13 protein-coding genes and 1 tRNA gene are annotated in these 23024 nt (G+C 56.0%); 10 read left to right on the forward strand and 4 right to left on the reverse strand.

Annotation, left to right across the window (positions count from 1 at the left end; all coding sequences use genetic code 11):
- Positions 1-249: 249 nt before the first annotated feature.
- Both AC2FJW_RS19055 and AC2FJW_RS19060 read right to left on the reverse strand, forming a co-directional pair.
- Complete coding sequence (locus AC2FJW_RS19055) at positions 250-1752, reverse strand: NAD(P)/FAD-dependent oxidoreductase (RefSeq protein ID WP_496751077.1); 1503 nt, start codon at positions 1750-1752, stop codon at positions 250-252.
- A gap of 113 nt (positions 1753-1865) precedes the next feature.
- Positions 1866-4844, reverse strand: coding sequence for an ATP-binding protein (locus AC2FJW_RS19060; RefSeq protein ID WP_496751079.1), 2979 nt, complete (start codon positions 4842-4844; stop codon positions 1866-1868).
- 319 nt (positions 4845-5163) lie between these two features.
- Between AC2FJW_RS19060 and AC2FJW_RS19065 the strand changes: the two genes are divergently transcribed.
- Positions 5164-7929: a cytochrome P450 gene (locus AC2FJW_RS19065; RefSeq protein ID WP_496751081.1), complete on the forward strand. Its 2766-nt coding sequence runs from the start codon at positions 5164-5166 to the stop codon at positions 7927-7929.
- A 568-nt stretch (positions 7930-8497) separates the two neighbouring features.
- Here AC2FJW_RS19065 and AC2FJW_RS19070 read toward each other — a convergent pair.
- Positions 8498-8584 (reverse strand) — tRNA-Leu (locus tag AC2FJW_RS19070).
- A 198-nt stretch (positions 8585-8782) separates the two neighbouring features.
- Here AC2FJW_RS19070 and AC2FJW_RS19075 point away from each other — a divergent pair.
- The gene (locus AC2FJW_RS19075) at positions 8783-9766 is read left to right on the forward strand and encodes a complex I NDUFA9 subunit family protein (protein WP_496751082.1); all 984 of its coding nucleotides are present in this window, start codon (positions 8783-8785) and stop codon (positions 9764-9766) included.
- Here the strand turns inward: AC2FJW_RS19075 and AC2FJW_RS19080 are convergent, their stop codons facing one another.
- Positions 9767-10570, reverse strand: a complete 804-nt coding sequence (locus AC2FJW_RS19080) for an undecaprenyl-diphosphate phosphatase (RefSeq protein ID WP_142640289.1) — start codon at positions 10568-10570, stop codon at positions 9767-9769.
- A gap of 230 nt (positions 10571-10800) precedes the next feature.
- Between AC2FJW_RS19080 and AC2FJW_RS19085 the strand changes: the two genes are divergently transcribed.
- The 8 genes from AC2FJW_RS19085 (at position 10801) to AC2FJW_RS19120 (ending at position 23011) form a co-directional block, all read left to right on the forward strand.
- Positions 10801-12234: an NAD(P)-dependent oxidoreductase gene (locus AC2FJW_RS19085; protein ID WP_496699305.1), complete on the forward strand. Its 1434-nt coding sequence runs from the start codon at positions 10801-10803 to the stop codon at positions 12232-12234.
- A 23-nt stretch (positions 12235-12257) separates the two neighbouring features.
- On the forward strand, positions 12258-12692 hold the full coding sequence (locus AC2FJW_RS19090) for a GFA family protein (protein ID WP_496699303.1): 435 nt from the start codon (positions 12258-12260) through the stop codon (positions 12690-12692).
- Positions 12689-17221, forward strand: a complete 4533-nt coding sequence (gene gltB / locus AC2FJW_RS19095; RefSeq protein ID WP_496751084.1) for a glutamate synthase large subunit — start codon at positions 12689-12691, stop codon at positions 17219-17221. The genes AC2FJW_RS19090 and gltB overlap by 4 nt, the downstream gene beginning before the upstream one ends.
- Positions 17222-17406: 185 nt before the next feature.
- A complete protein-coding gene (locus tag AC2FJW_RS19100; RefSeq protein ID WP_496699300.1) occupies positions 17407-18321 on the forward strand; it encodes a Hint domain-containing protein in 915 nt (304 codons plus the stop codon).
- A 39-nt stretch (positions 18322-18360) separates the two neighbouring features.
- Positions 18361-19095 carry a monofunctional biosynthetic peptidoglycan transglycosylase gene (gene mtgA, locus AC2FJW_RS19105; RefSeq protein ID WP_142640279.1) on the forward strand — a complete coding sequence of 245 codons (735 nt, stop codon included), beginning with the start codon at positions 18361-18363 and terminating at the stop codon, positions 19093-19095.
- Between the two features lie 58 nt (positions 19096-19153).
- The gene (gene fzlA / locus AC2FJW_RS19110) at positions 19154-19819 is read left to right on the forward strand and encodes an FtsZ-binding protein FzlA (protein WP_496699298.1); all 666 of its coding nucleotides are present in this window, start codon (positions 19154-19156) and stop codon (positions 19817-19819) included.
- Between the two features lie 78 nt (positions 19820-19897).
- A complete protein-coding gene (gene queG / locus AC2FJW_RS19115) occupies positions 19898-20935 on the forward strand; it encodes a tRNA epoxyqueuosine(34) reductase QueG (protein ID WP_496751086.1) in 1038 nt (345 codons plus the stop codon).
- 72 nt (positions 20936-21007) lie between these two features.
- Positions 21008-23011, forward strand: coding sequence for a hydantoinase/oxoprolinase N-terminal domain-containing protein (locus AC2FJW_RS19120; RefSeq protein ID WP_496751088.1), 2004 nt, complete (start codon positions 21008-21010; stop codon positions 23009-23011).
- Positions 23012-23024: the final 13 nt, after the last annotated feature.

The following is a 23024-nucleotide window of genomic DNA, read 5'->3' on the forward strand; positions in this document are numbered from 1 at the left end:
ACAGCCGAAAGCTTCCTTGGCTTCGTAGATATCATTTCGATCCGCCTCTGGATCCGCCATTTGTCAACATGACCTAGAATTTACCACTCCCCTTGATTAGGCGGCGCAACGACTATGGACTGCGTGTTGAATAACTGGCACTCGTGAACCGGACCTATTGGACGCATCAAATGCCCAAGATTGTTGATCATGAATCCCACAGCCGTGACCTTGCGCAACTTGCGGCTAACCAAGCTGCCGGAAGTAAAGTTACTCAATTTGTCCACCCACTATGCCAAACCGTTCGACGATAACATCCAGCGATTTGCGGCAATGTTGTATGTCTTCGCGAGCGTTCTTTCTGATCGCATTCAGCACCAGCAAACGCCGTGGCGTCGGATACCAACGGTTGAAATCAATGCCAAAGCATTTGTGGGCATCCATGTCTAGGTTTTTGAGGCTCAACAGTAGGTTGTGATACGATTGTGTCATGGTGGCCGCTGTGAATGCGACCTTGCTTTTGCGAAGCAATGCCTCGAGATCAAGGAAATACAGCCCGGATGTCCGCAAGCTTCCGTTAAAATACAAATGAGAAAGCATAAAGCTTGCGTAGGTCGTAAGAATATGTATGGCGTGACGGGTATTGACAGATAGTAAGACGCCGTTCGGCGACAGGCATGGTTTCCAATCTTCCGGGCGTACATTGCGCATCAGGCTGCCCGTGCAATTAACGAAGATACAACCTTGTTCGACTGCAAGACGTTTTCCGCTTCGCATTACCATCTGCGGCCCGGATCCAGCGTCAACGACATCGTCGAGATAGTCCCATATCTTTTCTCGTAAACCCGCTTCAATCCGCTGGTTCTCATCTTCCGCAAGGAGGCCATAGATGTAGTTCATGCTTCTTGGGTCTGGGTTGGTGGCGTAATTCGCGATGAAATGCTTGCGCACAACCTCTTCGTTGTGGCCGTCGAACCGGATGACGCAATCGCGAAACACCTGTGCCGCTAACGCTCCACCGACCCACCTGCGAATTCCAGTCGGAAAAAACTTCGTTCTGTTCAGGTAATAGGTTCCGTTCCCATTGATAAGCGAGACAGGCCGGCCGTTGTTTTCGTTCAATATTTCAAGAACCGTGTCCAATCCCGTTTTACCGCCGCCGACTACGTAGACCGGGGCATTCGGAGAGGTCGAAAGTGTCTCCCTAAGTTCAGATGGCGTGATTGAAAGTACTTGTCTTGACGACAGCGACATGCGCTCGGGCACCTGATAGTAGAACCCGGATGCATGTATGACACGGTTTGCTTCGACGCAGATGATCTCGTGCGGACGCCCCGTCGGATGCACATAAACTTCCGCGCTCCATCGGCCGGATTTCACGACTTCTTTGATGTCTGTCGCAACATGGCCGAAGAGTTGCTCCAGCGTTAGCAGGCGGCCTATTGTCTCTAGGCACCTGGCCAGATGTGCCTGAACTTCATCGCGCGCGGCAAGGTACTGTCTTGGGTTACGCCAGTTCCACCGCATATTTCCAACTGTAAAAAGAGGATGAGGTTGATGCAAACGCACGTAGTCATAAGCCACAGTCCACATACCACCGGGCTTGGCCTTTTCATCGACCAGCAATACCCGCGCGGATTTGGGAAGATAAACCGAAGCGGCATGCAATGCATTGAGTCCCGCAATCCCGGCCCCCACTACGACCAGGTCATAATGTGGTTTCCGGGTTTCGGGTCTGTGGTAGCTCTCATTTTGCTCCTTTTGGTCGAGCACAGCGTGACTCCTTTGTAAAAAGAGACCTGCAACCTACGCTAATTGGCGTGGGCGGAGAACAGGCAGTACAAACAGACCCATTGTGTCCAGGCCAGCAAGCTGCTGACGGACGCCTAGTCTGAATTCATTGCGACAAAGTCAATTTGCAGGCAAAGTTCCGAACACAACAGGTTCGCTTCGGTCCTGTACACTGACTCATCCGATTGGTCGGCTTCTAAACAGTCAGCAAGCACTTGCGTCGCTGCGGGTTGAAAAACACGTTGTCCGCTTCGCTTGCAAAAATCGTAGGCCGTGCGCGCTTCCTTTGTTGCATCAGACAGCCTTCCAGTCCTACGCAATGTATCAGCCAGCAACGCGCGAAACAGTGGAGCAGCCAATGCAACGCCCTTGGTCGCCAAATGCAATGTATCTTTCATCTCCAGGATCGTGCTGCTGCTCGCACCAAAGAGCTTTGACTCGGACCAGATGCGGAGAAACCGACTATGGGCTCCCCAAGCTGTAACGTCATTTGTTTCGCAATACGGAATGGCAACTTCCGCCAGTTCAAGCACTTTTCCGAAATTTCCAAGAAAGCAATGGGCGTAGATTTCTGCCGTGTAAGACCATCCGATTGTTGCCGGATGTCCCAGAGAGTGTGCTGCCGCAAGGTTGTTCGAGAGCAAATTTGTCGTTGCGGTATGATCCCCCTTTAGTGCTAGGCTCACGGCCCGAAATCCTAACGCCGCGATCAAACAATCGGAACCAAATCTCGTCATCATCGCTAGGGCTGACTCTCTCTCGTAGTGTACAGTTAACTGATCAATGTGCTGGTTCATCTCGGGAAAATTCGCGAGAAAGAAGTTGATGTAGGCGAGCATCCTGTGCGCCTGGCAAAGATACCGGTCCTGGTCCTTTTCTGTTGCGAGTTGGAACATGTGCTGCGCCGGTTCCCTTGCCGCGTCGAAATGTGACGAAAAGTGAAACCCGGCGAATATGCCGTAGATAACCTGGCATCGCTGATCCAGATCGTCGATCGTATCGATCAGTGATAACGCATTCCGAAAAGCGTTAACCGTTTTCTCTTCGGCCGGTCCTCTGGCAACATATGACGCCTGACCGAGCCCGAGATGCATTTCGAATGCCAGTCTTCGCAACACCTCGTCGCTTTCGGCGTTGTCCGCAACCAGCTTCAATCCTTTCGAGTACAACGTGACCGCATCTTTTGGAGCGCCGCGGCTGAGCGCGAGCGACGCCGCCTTTCGCCAAAGTGGTGTAGCTTGGTGGACCATGCCGGCTTGCGTCCAATGATAGGCAATTACTTCCGGAGATGTGGGCGGCCTGTTATTGTCGTCCATTGACAACACGCTTGCCACCCGGGCGTGCAACGCGGTCTTTGCCCGGCGAATTTGGCTGCCATATGCAACATCGCGGATCAGGGAGTGTTCGAACACATAATCCTGATTTTCTTCCAGCGTATGCAGCAACCCCGCCTGGACCGCGCTGTTCAAGCCAGAGTTTATCTGCTCTAGCGGAACGTTCAGGACCTCCGAGAGCAGGTTGGGGCCAAACGGCCCCCCCAGTGCGGCCGCGACCTGTAGTAGATGTCTCGTCGGAGCCTCCACAGTATCCAGACGCGCCTGAAGGCTTTCGTGGAGGGTCAGGGGAACGCGTGACACAACATCTCCGGTAACACCCGCCTGATCGGTCTCATGGTCGCTTAGCATGACCTTTGCCAATTCCACCAGGAACAAGGGCATTCCCTCGGACCGTTCGACCAGTGTAGACCGGGCCTTGGCATCCAAACAGTTCTTGCCATCCAGCGAACTGATAATCGCCATGGACACGTCCGGGTTCAGTGGCGCCAACTCGACCGCTTCATGGGCTACCCAAGACGCAAGTTTCTGATGGTCGCGGTCCCGGCACCCCAAAAGAACCATGAGCGGCGCGCCTGCGTCTTCCTCCGCGATCTGCAGCAAGGCATCATTGGTCGCTGAATCAATCCATTGGATATCGTCGGCCACAACCAGAACCGGGCCTTCCTTGACCCGAGCAAAGATCAGCTTGGACAAGGAAGATAGAATGCTGACCATTCTCTTTTTAGGCCCAAGTTTCGTTGGGGTTTTTGCGACACCGGCAAGCAAGTCTTCGATCGCCTGACGCTCGTCACTGTCAAGCGTGGCCCCAGTCACAGCATTTAGCCTCGCAAGCGTGCTGCCCGATTCGTTGTCGGACTCCGTTTGTATCTGGTGCAACAGCAATTCTCGAATAGGATGCAACGGGCTATGTGCATAAATTGGCGACCCGCGGAGCAGCAAAACGCTGGCAGCTTCGTGTCCGACTTCTTCCAAAAACAGATTTATGAGGAAGCTCTTGCCAATGCCTGGCTCACCCTTGACCAGCACGACCTGTTTTACACCCGCCTGAACCTTTTTCCATTTGGCCCTCAGCTCGCCCAGTTCCCTCTCGCGCCCTGTTGCGACGGAATCGTTGCTTTTTTGTTCCAAGGCGGGGAGCGCGGTGGACAATTCGGTTCCCTCGACTGTCCAAAAGGGGACATCCACACCAAAGCCCTTGAGGGACACATGTCGTGGGCCGCTCAGCGGAACCATGTCGGCAACAAGGCCATGTGTGCTCTCCGATATTCCGACGGCACCGATATCGACGGCGCTTTGAATTCGGGCGGCTAGAAAAACCGCGGATCCTGTGATCGTCATTTGCAGCTCGCCGTCGCTACCCCTGCTGGGCTTAATGACCGCCTCACCAGAGGCGACCCCTATGCGCGTTTGCAGCCTCGATCTCAGTTTCTGGTCAAACCGTTGCACCTTGCGACTAATTTCAACGGCAGCGGATACCGCACGAAGCGCAAAGGCATCAAGCGCATCTGCGTAACCAAACACTGCGACCACGCCATCGCCGGCAAACTGATAAATCGATCCGCCGAAGTCTTCGACGACCTCCTGACAGAGCTGATAATACGCGTCCATCAACTCGAACAGATCGTCGGTGCCGAGTTCAGAGGCCAGGGCGGTCGAGTCAACTAGGTCGCAGAAAATCGCCGTGAGCAAGCGCCGCTCGCCACTTTCCTCTTTTAAATCAAGTTGATCTCGCTTCATCGGTCATCTTTCCACACGACAATCACCGGCAAAACACAGGCAAACCGACTAAGGTCGAGTATCGCCGCTTGGTCAAAGCAGTCAACTCTGGCACACTTTCTGCAGGTATCATGTCGATTGGGGGCCTGCCGCCATGATGTATTTAACGAAGTTATTCACGAAGTTATTTAAGAGGTTTCCGACCTTCTTCTATTTTTTGTTTCAATCCGGTCTGATATCTCGGCTCTTCTCCCGGGCATTCATTAACTTTATTGCAAACTCGATGCCGCCACGCCCGCGACCACTATCGCTCGCCTCACCTTACACGTCCTGGCGCTCTTTGACCGACAAGAGCTTTACCGGACGCCACCTGCCACCAGAAAAGTACCAAGACCTGCCGGATGTGGATTCGGTCGCGCAATTGTGGCGACGGGGCGAGCGGGAAATACCATCCATCAAGTCCAGCATGCTGTTTTCTTTTTACGCCCAATGGCTGACAGACAGCTTTCTGAGAACGGATCTCGGGTGCACGAAACGGAACCATTCAAACCATGAGTTGGATCTTTGCCAGATCTACGGGCTGGGTCCCGATCAAACGAAGGCCTTACGAGAAAAGAAGGACGGACTCCTGAAATCCCAAAGACTTCAGAAACAGGGAGATGAGGAATTTCTTCCCTACCTTTTTGATCAAGACAAAATCGGAATCGATCCGAAGAAATTTGCCGCGCAGCCGCAGGCGTTCGTTCATAAAGACTTTGCAAAATTACACGATCTCAAACGTCTCAAAGCTGTTTTCGGGAACTCGAACCCTGAGAATCTGAGGTACTATTTCGCCACCGGTCTGGAGCACGGAAACTCTTCTCTCGGCCAGACACTTCTTAACACGATCTGGATGCGCGAGCATAACCGTATTGCCCGCATGCTGCGCGACAGCACGGCTTTGACCGATGACGACGAAATCTTTGAGAGAGCGCGAAACATCAACATCGTCCAGTACCTGCGGATAATCATACGCGACTACATTCGGCATATTTCCCCGATAGATGTGGCGTTGGATATCGTGCCAGGCATGGCTGAGCGGAAGAAATGGTATCGGGAAAACTGGATCGCGATCGAGTTCAATCTTTTGTACCGCTGGCACTCGATGGTCCCGGATGAGTTTCAGATTGGAGACCAGAGTTTTGACCAGATGGAACTCAAGGCCCCCGATCTGCTCAAAAAGTTCGGGATTGAAAAGCTGATCACGGCCGCGACGCAGCAAAAGGCCGGGCGGATAGGGTTGCAAAACACGCATAAGATGTTCTTTCAACCCTTCAAAGTTGGCGACACAACACATGACAGTGTCATGGTTCGGTCCGTAAAAATGGGCCGGGATGCGGAAATCGGAAGATATGTCGACTACCGAAAAGCCTTCGGCTTGAAACCCCTTAAGGGGTTCGCCGATCTGACCGGAGATTCTGGGCCGGACGAACAGAGACTGCGCAGGAAGCTAGATGAACTCTATTCGGGGAAAGACGACCTGAGAGAGCTTGAATGGCACGTCGGCGTGTTCGCCGAAAAGGCTCAAGAAGGTCGTCCTTTCGGCGATCTGATGTCACGAATGGTCGGTTACGATGCCTTCACGCTTGCGCTCACGAACCCGCTTCTGTCCCAGCAGGTATACACTGACGACACCTTCACTCAGCAGGGGCGGCAATATCTTGAAAACACGGACACACTGGGCCAGGTCATTCGGCGAAACGTCACGAGACCCAATTCCGTGTGCGCGTCCTTTACAACGCCCCGCGCTGTTCCGGGTTCTTATGGCCTCCCGGGCCTTGGCGTCGTTGTTGATACGCTTGACTTCCTATTCATTTCGGGGTGGCGCAGATTTTTCGAGAAGCGGAAGAAATATTACAATAGCTCGGTGTTCAAATCAGGGTTTTTGATACGGTCAATTGTTGTTCTGGACAAATTGGGAATGGAACCGTTTCTGAATTGGAATGATGGACGGCTGAAAAAGACCTTTGGATTTGGTTGGGCCGCACCGCCGGCTCGACTCATCGGCAACACAATCCCAAGCATATTTACCGATGGTCCGGCGCACGACGCATTCAAGCGCCTATACAGTGCGATACTGACCCAAAATGCGCCGACGTTGAAATCAACGTTCGAAAACGTCGTCTATGACCACGCCTCCGGATGGGAGACCACATCGGGGCAGCCGATGCGGAGCGCGATTGAAGATTTTGCGGCGGATTTTGTCTTCCGTTGGTATCTGGGAGACGGCCCGGATACTGCGGATGTCAAAAAGGTCTACCTGAAGATATTCAAGTACAAACCGTTGATCTCGCTCATCAATTCTCTTGGGCTTTATGGCGGGAAAGCAGAGTACAAAGGGCTCACAAACTTCGTGCGTTCGTCTGACAGGTTCAAAAACTATTGCGAATTGGCCAAGGAAAATATGAACCTCGACGACCCCGAGGAAATCTTGCACCAACTGCTCTTCGTTCTTGGGGTCAACAATTTTCTGGGTCTGCAAAACATCGCCAAGTCAATCTGGGCTGAGTTATCCAACAATGAATACGTCGCGAACGATATCAAGAAAGAGCTGATCGAAGCAGGAGCCAGCCGATTGCGTGAGACCAAATTCGCCGCTCTGAGTTCCTCGAAGAAGCTGGACAACTTCCTGCTTGAAGTGCTTCGCAAACATCCTCCGGTCTTCTTTATTTTTGGAACCGCCACGCAGAACTTCTGTTTGAAAACCTCGACCGGAGTCTACCGGATTGCCAAGGGCGACAAGCTGACCGGGGTCATCCCGATGGTTCAAATGGATCCGGATGTCTACGACAATCCGGACGATTTTAGACCGGATCGCTTTGAACGGGGCGCATGCCCAGGCAATCTGGTCTGGCCCCACGCCTCTCATACCGCCGCTGTCAAGAGTGACGACCATGGTTGCCCAGGACGTGACTACGCGTTCGATTTCGGCAGGCTCTTCTGCAGCTTCCTGTTGCTCGATTGCGATTGGCATATGGAAAAGCAGATCTGGAGCGACAGGGAACTAAACTTAAATGTCGCCGCGCCGAAGGGCGACATGGTTGTCAATCATTTCCACCTGTTGTGAAGCGGTTTGGTTGAGCGGCCAATTCAGAACCGCTATCCAACAGTGGGTTTGGTCGGGCCTTTCTGGTGGCATTTCGAGGCCAGCAGAGGCAAGGCACGAGCGGCCAAACAAAGTACTTGATTCTCGGAGCCAGAGCATTCGAGGCACAGGAAGTTAAAATTCACCGCGGCTAAGCCTATCATTCCTTTTGCAATGAAAATGGCAATAAGCCGCAGGTCCACACGACGACGAGCTGCAAAAAAAATCGGCAATCCGCATGCGACCAGCCTTTTTCGTTCCTCAGCAAAATGAGTTTCTGCAAGAGCGCTTTGTAAGCTTCTGCATGTACAGAATGCGCGTCGCTGACCTTGATGGCTGGTGCAGAGTTGGGATGGAGCAACTTCCCGCTTGAATGGCCGCTTTGATCTTTCTTACGGGATGCTCTCGCGGATGCAGCGAACTTCGGCTTTCGTCCCTTCAAGTCGGAAAGCTGGAAGAACACCATACGCTCAAAGGTGGGCTATAAGGTGGATAGAAATACAGATACCCGCCTTAAGCGATTGAAAAATATTATAATATTATGGATATTTGGTGCCCAGGAGAGGACTCGAACCTCCACGTCCATACGGACACTAGCACCTGAAGCTAGCGCGTCTACCAATTCCGCCACCTGGGCAGGTGTCGTGGAGGGGCGTTTAAGCCTACTGGCGGAAGGCGTCAACCGGATTCGGGAAGTTTTTCGAAAGTTTTTTGACCACCGCTTTCAACCGTCTGTGCCGCGTTGCTTTTTCGTGGCTGCGCGGCGTTATTGCGCCTTGTTTGAAAGGGCATTGGGCGGTAGATCGGATCAGGACCCAATAGCAGGAGCCCTCAAATGTCCAAACTGGTCACGATTTATGGCGGATCCGGATTTGTCGGCCGATATATTGCGCGACGTCTGGCGAATGATGGCTGGCGCGTTCGGGTTGCGGTGCGCCGTCCGAACGAAGCGATGTTTGTAAGACCCTATGGTGCGGTGGGGCAGGTCGAACCTGTCCTGTGTAACATCCGCGATGACGCTTCGGTTGCTTTGGCGATGCGGGGGGCTGATGCGGTGGTGAACTGTGTTGGTGTGTTGAACGAGATTGGCCGGAATGAATTCGATACCGTTCAAACCGAAGGGGCTGAACGCGTTGCGCGTCTAGCAGCCGCTGAAGGTGTAACCCGTATGGTCCATATCTCGGCCATTGGTGCTGATGCCGAGGCGGGGAGCGAATACTCTCGTACCAAAGCGCAGGGCGAGGCCGGTGTTCTGGCGCATATGCCGGGTGCAATGATCCTGCGCCCTTCGGTGATTTTCGGAACCGAGGATCAGTTCTTCAACCGTTTCGCTGCGATGACCCGGATGGGGCCATTTCTGCCGCTGGTCGGGGCCCAGACGCAATTTCAGCCGGTCTATGTGGATGATGTCGCTAAGGCTGCGGTGCAGGGCGTGCTGGGGCAGGCCAGCGGGGGTGTCTACGAATTGGGCGGACCCGAAGTGAAAACCTTCCGTGCGTTGATGCTGCAGATGCTGGATGTGATCAACCGCCACCGGATTATCCTTGGGATTCCCTTTTGGGTGGCCCGGATCATGGCGGGAATGCTGGACATAATGAAATTTGCGAGCTTTCAGTTGTTTCCGAACAATATCTTGACGCGTGATCAACTCAAGAATCTGCGTCACGACAATGTTGCCTCAGATAGCGCGCTTGGCTTTGCCGATCTGGGGATCGAGCCGGCGACGCTGGAATCGGTCCTGCCGGATTATCTGTGGAAGTTCCGCCCCTCGGGTCAGTATGATGACATACAGAACTCGGCCAGCAATATGCGGACCTGATCAGCTGTAGGCGATGACCAGTAGGATTGCGCCCACTACTACGCGGTAGATCACGTATGGCGTAAAGCTGACGCTGCGCAACAGGCGCATCATCAGCGACAAGGCAAGCAGCGCGGACAGAAACGCAAAGAACGCAGCAACAGCACTGTCGAACGCCAGTTGGGCATTTGCCTGGCGGATGACCTCTGTGGACAGCAGCGCTCCGGATGCCAGAATCGTGGGTATGGACATCAACATCGCGATGCGTGCACCGTCTTCGCGGCTGTATCCAAGCTGGCGCGCCCCGGTGATCGTGATCCCGGACCGGGATGTTCCGGGGATCAGCGCCAGGACTTGCCACAGGCCCATGATCATCGCATCGCGCAGGCCCCAGTCAGAGGTTTCTTTGCTTTGCGGCCCTTTCTGGTCCATCCAGTAGAGCAATATGCCGAACCCCAGCATCGTCCAGCCGATGACCGTCATTGAGCGCAGAGACTGGCTGAGCCCGGTTTTGAACAGGATCGCTCCGACAATGACGGTTGGGATCGTGGCCAGAATCAGCCCCAGGGCCAATCGGGCTTGTGGTGTATCGGTGCGCCCCAAAAGAGCCTGCGGCAGCCCGGAAATCGCCATTTTCACATCAGACCAGAAATACAGAATTACGGCGCCCAGAGTGCCCACATGCACAGCGACATCGATGGCCAACCCCTGATCGTCCATACCGGTCAGGCTGGGTAAAAGTATCAGATGACCCGAAGATGAGATCGGCAGAAATTCGGTAATTCCCTGAATGACTGCTGCAAGAATCAACTGAAAAAGACTCATTTACCTGCCCGTGCTGCCGTCACGCGTTCTTTGTGATCCCTGCGTATAAGCGCGGTAAGGAAAAGAAAAGGATGCAAATAGGTCCGAATCGGAACTAAAATCCTGTATTTCTCACTGGCCATCGGTGGAATCCCGCAAAGTTTTTGAAAAAAGGTCAGCACACCTGACTTTTAATCCCCCTACGCATCTTTTAAAGAGGCGCGACCAAGCCAATTCATGGAGTCTGACCCGTGGCCAAGCAACCGATGCTGAAATTTGTGCAGATCGACCGAGTAATGCCGGAAAAACGGGCCGCAGATGCCCGCACGGAAGACTTTGACGAAATCTATGCCGAATTCGCTGCTGCCAAAGCTGAAGAACAGGCCAGCCGCTGCAGCCAATGCGGTGTGCCTTATTGTCAGTCGCATTGCCCGCTGCACAACAACATTCCCGACTGGCTGAACCTGACCGCAACGGGCCGTCTGGAAGAGGCCTATCACACCAGTCAGGCCACCAACACCTTCCCCGAGATTTGTGGGCGCATCTGCCCACAGGACCGCCTGTGTGAAGGGAATTGCGTGATCGAACAATCCGGGCACGGCACTGTTACCATTGGCTCGATCGAGAAATATATCACCGACACAGCCTGGGAAAAGGGGTGGGTCAAGCCGGTCGTACCGGGTGCTGAGCGCCGCGAAAGCGTCGGCATCATCGGCGGCGGCCCTGGTGGACTGGCAGCGGCGGACATGCTGCGCCGTGCGGGTATTCAGGTCTCCGTGTATGATCGCCATGACCGGGCAGGCGGACTGCTGATGTATGGAATTCCGGGTTTTAAGCTGGAAAAAGACGTTGTTCAGCGCCGCAATGACCTGTTGGTTGATGGCGGGGTTGAGTTTGTTCTGAATTGCGACGTGGACGCCGCCAAATTCGCGGAAATCCGTTCCAAACATGATGCGATTATCATCGCAACCGGCGTTTACAAGTCGCGCGACCTGTCCATGCCTGGCAGCGGTTTGACGGGTATTGAAAAGGCCATCGACTTCCTGACAGCCTCGAACCGCAAAAGCTTTGGCGATGAGGTCGAAGATTTCGACAATGGCCGTTTGAATGCCGAAGGCAAAAAAGTTGTCGTGATCGGTGGCGGTGATACCGCGATGGATTGCGTGCGGACTTCGATCCGTCAGGGTGCGACCTCGGTCAAATGCCTGTATCGCCGCGACCGCGCGAACATGCCCGGATCGCAGCGCGAAACGCAGAATGCCGAGGAAGAAGGCGTCGTATTCGAATGGCTAAGCGCACCAAAGGGCTTTACCGGCGATGATCAGGTTTCCGGCGTTATGGTCCAGAAGATGCGTCTGGGTCAGCCCGATGCCACTGGTCGTCAGGCCCCCGAGTTGATCGAAGGCGCGGATTATGTCGAAGACGCTGATCTGGTGATCAAGGCGCTGGGGTTCGAGCCCGAAGACCTGCCCACCCTGTTTGGCCAGCCTGACCTGCCCGTGACCCGCTGGGGCACTGTAAAAGCAGCATTCGAGACCGGCGAGACCGAGATGGACGGGGTCTATGCCATCGGTGACATCGTGCGCGGTGCCTCGCTGGTGGTCTGGGCGATCCGCGATGGGCGCGACTGCGCCGACGCGATCCTTGACCGTTTCAACAACACGGCTGCGGTTGCAGCCGAATAAGCCCCGCGACAGGAGGGACAGAGATGCCCGAATTGCAAGGCCAATGTATGTGCGGCGCGGTCACAGTGACTGCCACCCCGGCGAAAGAGTCGTTGGGCGCGTGCCATTGCGACCAGTGTCGCCGCTGGACTAGCTCGATGCTGATAACGTTTCCCGCGCAAGAGGGGTATGCGGCCCTTGGGCCGGTTAAGACCTTTACGTCCTCGGACTGGGCGGAACGTGCATTTTGCGCCGATTGCGGATCGGCCCTGTGGTACCGGATTACGCTGCCGGGTGAAATGCAAGGGCATACCCAAATGGCAGCAGGCCTGTTCGACGACACGGACAATCCGCTGCAACTGGAACTTTATATCGACAAAAAGCCTGACGGGTACGCGTTCGCAGGCGAGCGTCGGCAGATGACCAAAGCTGAGGTCGAAGCCATGTACGGCCTGCCGGAAGAAGGAGACAGCCAATGACCAAATATGATGCCGATTGGGTACGGGCCGAAGAAGCCAAACGTCAGTTCATGGCCGAAAACGGTCTCTATTCCGAGAAAGAAGAGCATTCGTCCTGCGGTGTGGGTCTTGTGGTCTCAGTTGATGGCAAGCCGTCACGCAAGGTTGTGGATGCTGGCATCGCCGCGCTCAAGGCGATCTGGCACCGCGGCGCGGTAGATGCGGATGGCAAGACCGGCGACGGCGCGGGTATCCATGTGCAGATCCCGGTTCCTTTCTTCTATGACCAGATCCGTCGCACCGGGCACGAGCCCAAATTGGATCAGCTGATCGCGGTTGGTCAGGTCTTTCTGCCCCGCACCGATTTCGGTGCGCAGGAACAGTGCCGGACCATCGTGGAATCCGAAGTGCTGCGCATGGGTTATTATATCTATGGCTGGCGCCACGTTCCGGTTGATGTCACCTGCCTCGGCGAAAAGGCCAACGCGACCCGGCCCGAGATTGAGCAAATCCTGATCTCGAATTCCAAAGGCGTGGACGAAGAGACATTCGAGCGTGAGCTTTATGTCATCCGTCGCCGCATTGAAAAGGCTGCCGCAGCGGCCGGGATTTCCGGGCTGTATCTGGCTTCGCTGTCGTGTCGTTCGATCATCTACAAAGGCATGATGCTGGCCGAGCAGGTCGCGGTTTTCTACCCCGATCTGATGGATGAACGGTTCGAATCCGCCTTCGCCATCTATCACCAGCGCTATTCGACCAACACCTTCCCGCAATGGTGGCTCGCCCAGCCCTTCCGCATGTTGGCCCATAACGGTGAGATCAACACCCTCAGGGGCAACGTCAACTGGATGAAAAGCCATGAAATCCGCATGGCCAGCGGCACCTTTGGCGATTACGCCGAGGATATCAAACCGATCATCGCTGGTGGATCGTCGGATTCTGCCGCATTAGACTCTGTATTCGAAGTTCTTGTACGCGCAGGCCGCTCGGCCCCGATGGCGAAAACCATGCTGGTGCCCGAAAGCTGGTCCAAGCAGGCGGTGGAATTGCCGCAGGCCTGGCGCGACATGTATTCTTACTGCAACTCGGTGATGGAACCCTGGGATGGCCCTGCCGCGTTGGCCATGACCGATGGCCGCTGGGTCTGTGCCGGTCTTGACCGGAATGGATTGCGTCCGATGCGTTATGTGGTCACTGGAGATGGTCTTGTAATTGCAGGCTCCGAGGCCGGGATGGTCCCGATTGATGAGGCCAGCGTGACCGAAAAAGGCGCGTTGGGCCCGGGCCAAATGCTGGCCGTGGATATGAAAAAGGGCAAGCTGTATCGCGATACGCAGATCAAGAACAAGCTGGCCCGCGCACTGCCATTCGGCGATTGGGTCGGCAAGATCAACGATTTGGACGAGTCTCTGGCTGGAATCACCGAAGCGCCGATCTATGCGGGCGAGGAGCTGCGTAAGCGTCAGATCGCCGCCGGATATTCGATCGAGGAACTAGAGCAGATTCTGGCGCCAATGGCCGAAGATGGCAAAGAGGCACTGGCTTCAATGGGCGATGACACGCCATCGGCTGTTCTGTCGAAACAGTACCGTCCGCTCAGCCATTTCTTCCGCCAGAACTTCAGCCAGGTGACCAACCCTCCCATCGACTCGTTGCGCGAATATCGTGTGATGTCGCTGAAAACCCGGTTCGGAAACCTGAAAAACGTGCTGGATGAAGACAGCAGCCAAACCGAAATTATCGTGCTGGAAAGCCCGTTTGTGGGCAATGCCCAATGGGAAGCACTGGCTGAAAACTTCAATGCTCCATTGGCAGAAATCGACTGTAGCTTTGAAGCCGGACAAGGGGCGCTGGGCGCAGCTTTGGCCCGTATTAGAGCCGAAGCCGAAGAGGCCGTGCGCTCGGGCGCGGGGCATTTGGTGTTGTCCGACATGAATTCGGGTCAGGGTCGCGTGGCGATGCCGATGATCCTGGCAACAAGCGCAGTGCATTCGCATCTGACCCGCAAAGGTCTGCGCACCTTCTGTTCGCTGAACGTGCGTTCGGCGGAATGCGTTGATCCGCATTACTTTGCCGTTCTGATCGGGTGTGGGGCCACTGTGGTCAACGCCTATCTGGCCGAAGATTCTCTGGCCGATCGTATTGATCGCGGATTGCTGGATGGCAGCCTGACCGAAAATGTCGCGCGGTACCGCGAGGCGATTGACCAAGGCCTGCTGAAAATCATGGCCAAGATGGGGATTTCGGTGATCTCATCCTATCGTGGCGGATTGAACTTTGAGGCCGTGGGCCTCAGCCGTGCCATGGTCGCCGAATTTTTTCCCGGTATGACCAGCCGGATTTCCGGCATCGGTGTTACCGGCATTCAATCCAAGGCCGAAGAGATCCATGCAAAGGGCTGGGAAAGCGGTCTGGATGTTCTGCCGATCGGTGGTTTCTATAAGGCCCGTAAATCAGGCGAGACCCATGCGTGGGAAGCGACCTCGATGCATATGCTGCAGATGGCCTGCAACAAGGCGTCTTACGAGCTGTGGAAGCAGTATTCGGCCAAGATGCAATCGAACCCGCCGATCCATCTGCGCGACCTGATGGATTTCAAACCGCTGAGCAAGCCGATCCCGATTGAAGAGGTGGAATCTATCACCTCGATCCGCAAACGGTTCGTGACGCCGGGCATGTCGCTGGGGGCGCTGTCGCCCGAGGCGCACAAGACGCTGAACGTTGCGATGAACCGGATCGGTGCCAAATCCGACTCGGGTGAAGGTGGCGAAGACCCGGCACATTTTGTGCCGGAACCCAATGGTGACAACCCATCGGCCAAGATCAAACAGGTAGCCTCGGGCCGGTTCGGTGTGACTGCAGAATACCTGAACCAGTGCGAAGAGCTGGAAATCAAGGTTGCCCAGGGTGCAAAACCCGGTGAAGGCGGTCAGCTGCCGGGCATGAAAGTCACCGACCTGATTGCGCGACTGCGCCACTCGACCAAGGGCGTAACGCTGATTTCGCCGCCGCCGCACCACGATATCTACTCGATCGAGGATCTGGCGCAGCTGATCTATGATCTGAAACAGATCAACCCGCGCTGCAAGGTGACCGTGAAACTGGTGGCGTCGTCTGGCGTTGGCACGATCGCGGCAGGTGTGGCCAAGGCAAAAGCGGATATTATCCTTATTTCGGGTCACAATGGCGGTACAGGCGCATCGCCCGCGACCAGCATCAAATATGCCGGTCTGCCGTGGGAGATGGGTCTGACCGAGGCGCATCAGGTTCTGGCGATGAACAACCTGCGCGACCGTGTGACGCTACGGACCGATGGGGGCCTGCGCACCGGGCGCGACATCGTCATGGCCGCAATGATGGGGGCCGAGGAATTCGGCATCGGCACCGCCGCCCTGATCGCGATGGGCTGTATCATGGTTCGCCAGTGCCAGTCGAACACCTGCCCGGTTGGCGTATGCACTCAGGATGAGTCCCTGCGCGCCAAGTTCACTGGCAACGCGGACAAGGTCGTCAATCTGATCACCTTTTACGCGCAGGAAGTGCGAGAGTTGCTGGCCAGCCTTGGCGCGCGTTCGATTGATGAGATCATCGGCCGGGCCGATCTGCTGGCTCAAGTCAGCCGAGGCTCGGCGCATCTGGATGATTTGGACCTGAACCCGCTGTTGATCACCGTCGATGGCGCACATGATATCAACTATGATCGTGACAAGGATCGCAACACTGTGCCGGATACTCTGGACGCAGAGATTGTGCGCGACGCAGCGCGTTTCCTGAAGGATGGTGAAAAAATGCAACTGTCATACGCGGTGCAGAATACACACCGGACCGTGGGAACGCGCGTTTCCAGCCATATCGTTCAAAACTTTGGGATGCGGAACACGTTTCAAGACGACCACCTGCATGTGAAACTGCAAGGCTCGGCAGGTCAGTCGCTGGGGGCCTTTGCCGCTCCGGGCCTGAAGCTGGAAGTGTCGGGTGATGCCAATGACTATGTTGGCAAGGGTCTGTCGGGCGGAATGGTCGTTGTGCGTCCGCCACAGGTCAGCCCGCTAAAGGCAGACGACAACACCATCATCGGCAACACCGTTCTGTATGGCGCCACCGACGGTCACCTGTTCGCAGCAGGCCGCGCCGGGGAACGGTTCGCGGTGCGCAATTCAGGCGCCAAGGTGGTGATCGAAGGCTGCGGCTCGAACGGGTGCGAATACATGACCGGCGGGGTCGCCGTGATCCTGGGCAGTATCGGCGCCAATTTCGGAGCGGGCATGACAGGCGGCATGGCTTATCTGTACGACCCCGACGGCAAGGCGCAGGCGCTGATGAATATGGAAACGCTGGTGACATGCCCCGTGACCATTGACCATTGGGAAGATCAGCTGAAATCGCTGATCGAAACCCATATGGGTGAAACCTTTAGCCGCAAAGCCGCAGATATCCTGCAGCACTGGGAAGTCGAGAAGGCGAACTTTATCCAGGTCTGCCCGAAAGAGATGCTGAACAAGCTCAGCCATCCGTTGGCGGTCGAGGCAACAGCGGTTCCTGCTGAGTAATCTGAGGACCAATGAAAATGGCAACCCCGCGTCTCTTTTAAACCACGTGGGGTTTTCTTTTATTGGTCCTAGGTGGTCGTTTGCCTTGTCGAAACGGGCCCAATAAGCCTAGATTTCGTCACTTTTTGTTCGGAAGTTGCGGTTAGGCTGCTTTGCAGTCGTGCGAACGCGTAGGAGTCTGTTAGATGCCAACCACCTATCTTGATCAGTTTTATTCGTTTGACCCCGCGAATCCGCCACCGGGCGGTACATCGGTAGTTGTTGATAAATTCAACCTCACCGATGTGGATGACGATGGCGAGATCGACGCACCCAGCGGGGATACGGTAAACGGCCAGGATGTTACTTCGTCGTGGCCGGGTGATGTTGTTACGATTAACGTGACAGGCGTTGGCAATGTCACCTATACTGGCACGACCTTCTATCTTGCTGACGGAACCCGTGTCTTTACACCAACAGACGGGCAGGTTCTGCAACCGGGCACGTTTGTCTCATCAACCTTTGTCAACACGCAGGGGCCGCTAGATGTTGGCAATCTTGGCCCGCCCTGTTTCACCCCCGGAACGCTGATTGAAACGCCTGATGGCCCGCGTCTTATCGAAGATCTGAAGCCCGGTGATATGGTCATCACATCGGACAACGGTGCGCAGCCGCTGCTTTGGGTGGGGCGGACCACGGTTGAGGCCGAAGGCAAGCTGGCGCCCATCCGGTTTGAGGCTGGCGTGCTGGGGCTGGAACAGCCTTTGATCGTGTCGCCACAGCACCGGATGCTGGTCTCGGACTGGCGGGCGCCGTATTTGTTCGGCCATTCCGAAGTGCTGATCGCAGCGCATAGCCTGGTCAACGGGGATTCTGTTACGCGTGTTGAGGGTGGTCAGATCGACTATATTCATCTTCTATTTTCGCGCCATGAGATCGTCATTGCAAATGGGGCCAAAAGCGAAAGTTATTACCCGGGGCACGCGCTCTCTCAGTCTGACGCCGAGACAAAGGCTGAAGTTCTGGCCCTGTTTCCCGAATTGCAGACCCGCGATGCGGTCCTGCCAGAAACCGCCCGTCCCGTGATACGCCCGCGCGAGGCGCGCGCTTTGGCGATTTAATCCGTTCCAAACATCGCCGCCGCGTCGTATAGCAACAATATGGCAAAGAAAGCAGCGCGCAAATCGAGCAGTAAGAAAAGCAAGGCGTCGAAGGCAAAGAACCAGACACAATCGCGGATTCGCCGCTGGGTGACCCGCGCGGTATTGGGTCTGGTTGCGTTTGTTGTGGCGCTTGTGGTGCTTTTTTCTGTGGTGAATCCCCCGGTAACCCATACGATCTGGTCTGAATGGCGGCGGCTGGGCAAGGTTCAGCGCGATTGGGTGCCGATTGAACAGATCTCGCCCGTCATGGCGCGATCCGTGGTGGCGGCAGAGGATGCCAATTTCTGCCTGCACTGGGGGTTTGATGTCGATGCCATTCGCGATGCTTTGGAGGAAGGCGGTACACGTGGCGCCTCAACCATCACGCAGCAAGTGGTGAAGAATGTGTTCCTGTGGCAGGGGCGCAGTTGGGTGCGTAAGGCGCTTGAGACATCTCTCACCCCCGTGGTCGAGATTTTCTGGAGCAAGCAGCGCATTCTCGAGGTCTATTTGAACGTGGCCGAGACTGGCGAAGGTGTGTTTGGCGTTGAGGCCGCAGCCCAGCGCAACTTCAATGTGACCGCGGCCCAGCTGTCGCCAGTTCAGGCCGCACGTATTGCCGCAATCCTGCCTTCTCCCAAAAACAGGTCCGTTCGGGATCCATCGGTCCGCACACGCAGACGGGCTGCCTCGATCCTCGATGGGGCGGCCACCATTCGCGCAGATGGTCGCGCGGATTGTTTCGAGGATTGAAACCCAAGGCCCTGCAAGGCTAAAGCTTGAGTGTATTCACTGGTTCGATTGGAAGCCCATGGCGCGTTTGTTTCATGTTCCCTTGTCCCCCTTCTGCCGTAAGGTGCGCCTGTCACTGGCGGAAAAGAAGATTGAGGTTGAGCTGGTCGAGGAGAAATACTGGGAGAAAGATCCCGATTTCCTGCGCCGCAACCCGGCCGGAAAAGTCCCGGTTCTGCGTCTGGACGGAAAGATCATGTCCGAAAGCAACGCGATTTGCGAATATATTGAGGAAACCCGCCCAGAACCTGCCCTGATGCCCAAAACGCCCGAGGCGCGATATGAAGTGCGCCGGTTGGTATCCTGGTTTGATGACAAGTTCCATCACGAGGTGACATCCAAACTGGTTTATGAGCGCGTGAACAAGAAAGTTACCGGTCAGGGCTATCCTGACAGCAAAAATGTCAAGCAAGGTGCCAAGGCCATCAAGTATCATCTGGATTACATGGCCTGGTTGCTGGATCACCGCCGTTGGCTGGCCGGGGATCAGATGACATTGGCCGATTTTGCGGCTGCGGCGCATCTATCGGCGCTGGACTATATCTCGGACGTAGATTGGAATCGGTCTCAGGCAGTTAAAGACTGGTATGCCAAGATCAAATCCCGACCTGCTTTCCGGTCGATTCTGGCGGATCAGGTTCCTGGGTTCAGGCCGCCCACCCATTACGCAGATCTGGATTTCTGATAGGGTCACGTAAGGGGGGCAGTCTGCCCCCAATCGCGCCTTGAGACGCGATTTCCCCCCAAAGGTATTTAGGGCCAGATGAAGAGCGGATCGGGTTTAAAGGGTAAGTTGGTGGCGCAGGCGCTGAGCGAGGGCTTTGTGTCGTGCCGTATTTGTCGCCCGTGGGATGTCCCCCTAGTGCCCGACCGGCTTGAGGCGTTCCTGCAGGCCGGATATCACGGGCAGATGGAATGGATGGCCGAACGGACCCATTGGCGGGGCGATCCGGCAGCGCTCTGGCCTGAGGCGAAATCGGTGATCATGTTGGCAGAAAGCTATGCGCCCGAACATGATCCAACCGAGATTCTGGACCACCCCGAGAAAGGGGCGATCTCGGTCTATGCGCAGAACAAGGACTATCACGACCTGGTCAAGAAGCGGCTCAAAAGGTTAGCCCGCTGGTTGATAGCCGAGGCTGATGGCGAGGTGAAGGTCTTTGTCGATACCGCCCCGGTTCCGGAAAAGGCCTTGGGTCATGCTGCGGGGTTGGGATGGCAGGGTAAGCACACCAATCTAGTAAGTCGCGATTGGGGAAATTGGGCCTTTATAGGGTCTGTTTTTACAACTCTGGACCTACCTTCGGATCAAGCAGAGGTGGATCACTGTGGATCCTGCCGGGCCTGTTTGGCCGCCTGTCCGACAGACGCATTCCCGGCGCCTTATCAGTTGGACGCGCGGCGCTGCATTTCTTACCTGACAATCGAACACAAGGGGCCGGTTGATCAAGACCTGCGCGCGAAACTCGGCAATCGGATCTATGGTTGCGATGATTGCCTTGCCGCCTGCCCCTGGAACAAATTCGCAGTCAAGGCCAGTGACATGCGCTATGCAGCGCGTGAGGATCTGAAGGCTCCTCGGCTGGCGGAATTGGCTGGACTGGACGATCCGGAATTTCGAACGAAATTCTCGGGCTCTCCGATTAAGCGGATTGGACGGGACCGGTTTGTGCGAAATGTGCTGTACGCCATTGGCAACTCGGGCCTGCAGGGGTTGATACCGATTGCACAGGATTTGACAGAGGATCCGGATTCAGCCGTGGCAGATGCCGCGCGCTGGGCGGTCAAACAACTCTCCTAGGTGCCGCAAACAGGCTGGACGTGTCGGTGCAAACCGCTAAACCCAATCACAGCGAACAGGAAGGAGAACCCGATGGCGCTGGCTTTGGGGGTTGATACAGGCGGAACCTATACGGATGCGGTGCTGGTCCGGGATGAGACTGAGGTGATTGCTTCGGCCAAATCTCTGACAACACGAGCTGATCTGGCGATTGGCGTCGGCAAGGCGATTTCCGCGGTTCTGACGCAGGCTCAGGTGTCACCGGAGCAGATCTCAATGGCGTCGCTGTCAACGACATTGGCCACAAATGCGCTGGTCGAAGGGCAGGGTGGCCGGGTTGCTCTGATCTATATCGGGTTCAGGGAGAGTGATCTGGAAAAGCATGGTCTGCGGGATGCTTTGAAAGGGGATCCTGCTTTGGTTGTGGCGGGCGGTCACACGCATGCGGGAGCAGAAGCTGAGCCACTGGATATCCACGCGATTGAAGCCTTTTTAGACTCTAATTCAGGGGTTTCAGGTTTCGCGGTGGCCGGGCAGTTCGCCACCAGAAACCCGGCGCATGAACTTGAGGTCGCCCGCATTATTACTGATCGGACGGGTGCGCCGGTGACATGTTCGCACCATCTGTCGGCCAAGTTGAATGGTCCAAAACGTGCGGTGACAGCGGTGCTGAATGCACGGTTGATTGGCATGATCGACCGCTTGATCGGACGGGCACAGGATCAGCTTGTGACGCTAGGAATTTCAGCGCCAATGATGGTGGTTCGCGGCGACGGAGCGTTGATGAGCGCCGAACAGGCGCGGGATCGACCGATTGAAACGATTTTGAGCGGCCCTGCGGCCTCAATCGTCGGGGCGCGCTGGCTAACGGGAGCCGAGAACGCGCTGGTATCAGATATCGGTGGTACCACGACCGATGTCGCCTTGATCCGGGATGGCAAGCCCGCCATTGATCCCGAAGGTGCCAGGGTTGGCGGCTTTCGTACCATGGTGGAGGCCGTCGCAATGCGGACCCACGGGTTGGGCGGGGACAGTCAGGTACATGTTGTAACCGAAGGGCTGGGCGGCGGCATCTTCCTGGGACCGCGCCGTGTTTTGCCCGTATCTCTGATCGCGTCAGAAGCGCCCGACGAGGTTCACACGGCCTTGGATGCGCAGTTGCGGGCCCCAACTGTGGGTGAACATGACACCCGGTTCGCACGTCTGGTACCGGGTGTTCATGCCGAAGGTCTGGGGGCAAGGGAAACCGCCCTGGTGGATCGCTTGGGGCAGAAGGTCCTGCCGCTGTCTGATTTGCTTAAAACGCGGATGGAGACAGGCGCACTTACTCGTTTGGTGGATCGTGGAATCGTTCAGGTATCCGGCGTGACACCTTCGGATGCCAGCCATGTTCTGGGCCGTTTGGATGCCTGGGACGCAGAGGCTGCACGCAAAGCGCTGGAACTGGTGGCGCGAAAACGGATTGGCACCGGTGATATGCTGGCTGCAACACCGGATCTGTTGGCGCAGATGATCGTTGATCAGCTGACCGAACAGACCTCTTTGACCTTGTTAGAGACCGCTTTTTCAGAAGAAGCCGAAGATTTCGGCGTTCCGGCACCCGATCTGGCCCGGCATGTTTTGACGCGGAAAGGTCTGGCCGGGCATCGCGGTTTGGTGGCGCTGGACGCGGCACTGAATGTGGATGTGATCGGTCTTGGGGCGTCGGCCCCCAGCTATTACCCCGCAGTCGGGGAAAGATTGCGATGCCGCATGATTCTGCCGGAACACACGGGCGTGGCCAATGCGATTGGAGCTGTGGTTGGCAGGCTGACACTGCGCCGGGCCGGGACCGTCACCGCGCCATCCGAAGGGCGGTACAGGGTGCATCTTGAAGACGGGCCTCAGGACTTTAGCGATTCTGACGAGGCGATGGCGCTGCTGGAATCCATCCTGAGGGCTGAGGCGAAAGGAGAAGTGCGCCGGGCCGGTGCCGAGGATATCCGAGTGATCGTCGACCGGGATATCCGCACCGCCCGTATCGAAGCCCAGGAGGTCTTTGTTGAGGCAATGATCACCGTCGAGGCCAGTGGAAGGCCGCGGGTGGCGTCTGACTAGCCCCTGATCCGGG

The organism is Ruegeria sp. CDSA020 (assembly GCF_059612345.1).

Coding starts and splice junctions, on each gene's coding strand:
- AC2FJW_RS19060 (WP_496751079.1), bottom strand. CDS start 4,844: ATGAAGCGAGATCAACTTGATTTAAAAGAGGAAAGTGGCGAGCGGCGC.
- queG (WP_496751086.1), top strand. CDS start 19,898: ATGAAGAGCGGATCGGGTTTAAAGGGTAAGTTGGTGGCGCAGGCGCTG.
- gltB (WP_496751084.1), top strand. CDS start 12,689: ATGACCAAATATGATGCCGATTGGGTACGGGCCGAAGAAGCCAAACGT.
- fzlA (WP_496699298.1), top strand. CDS start 19,154: ATGGCGCGTTTGTTTCATGTTCCCTTGTCCCCCTTCTGCCGTAAGGTG.
- AC2FJW_RS19120 (WP_496751088.1), top strand. CDS start 21,008: ATGGCGCTGGCTTTGGGGGTTGATACAGGCGGAACCTATACGGATGCG.
- AC2FJW_RS19100 (WP_496699300.1), top strand. CDS start 17,407: ATGCCAACCACCTATCTTGATCAGTTTTATTCGTTTGACCCCGCGAAT.
- AC2FJW_RS19080 (WP_142640289.1), bottom strand. CDS start 10,570: ATGAGTCTTTTTCAGTTGATTCTTGCAGCAGTCATTCAGGGAATTACC.
- AC2FJW_RS19075 (WP_496751082.1), top strand. CDS start 8,783: ATGTCCAAACTGGTCACGATTTATGGCGGATCCGGATTTGTCGGCCGA.
- mtgA (WP_142640279.1), top strand. CDS start 18,361: ATGGCAAAGAAAGCAGCGCGCAAATCGAGCAGTAAGAAAAGCAAGGCG.
- AC2FJW_RS19090 (WP_496699303.1), top strand. CDS start 12,258: ATGCCCGAATTGCAAGGCCAATGTATGTGCGGCGCGGTCACAGTGACT.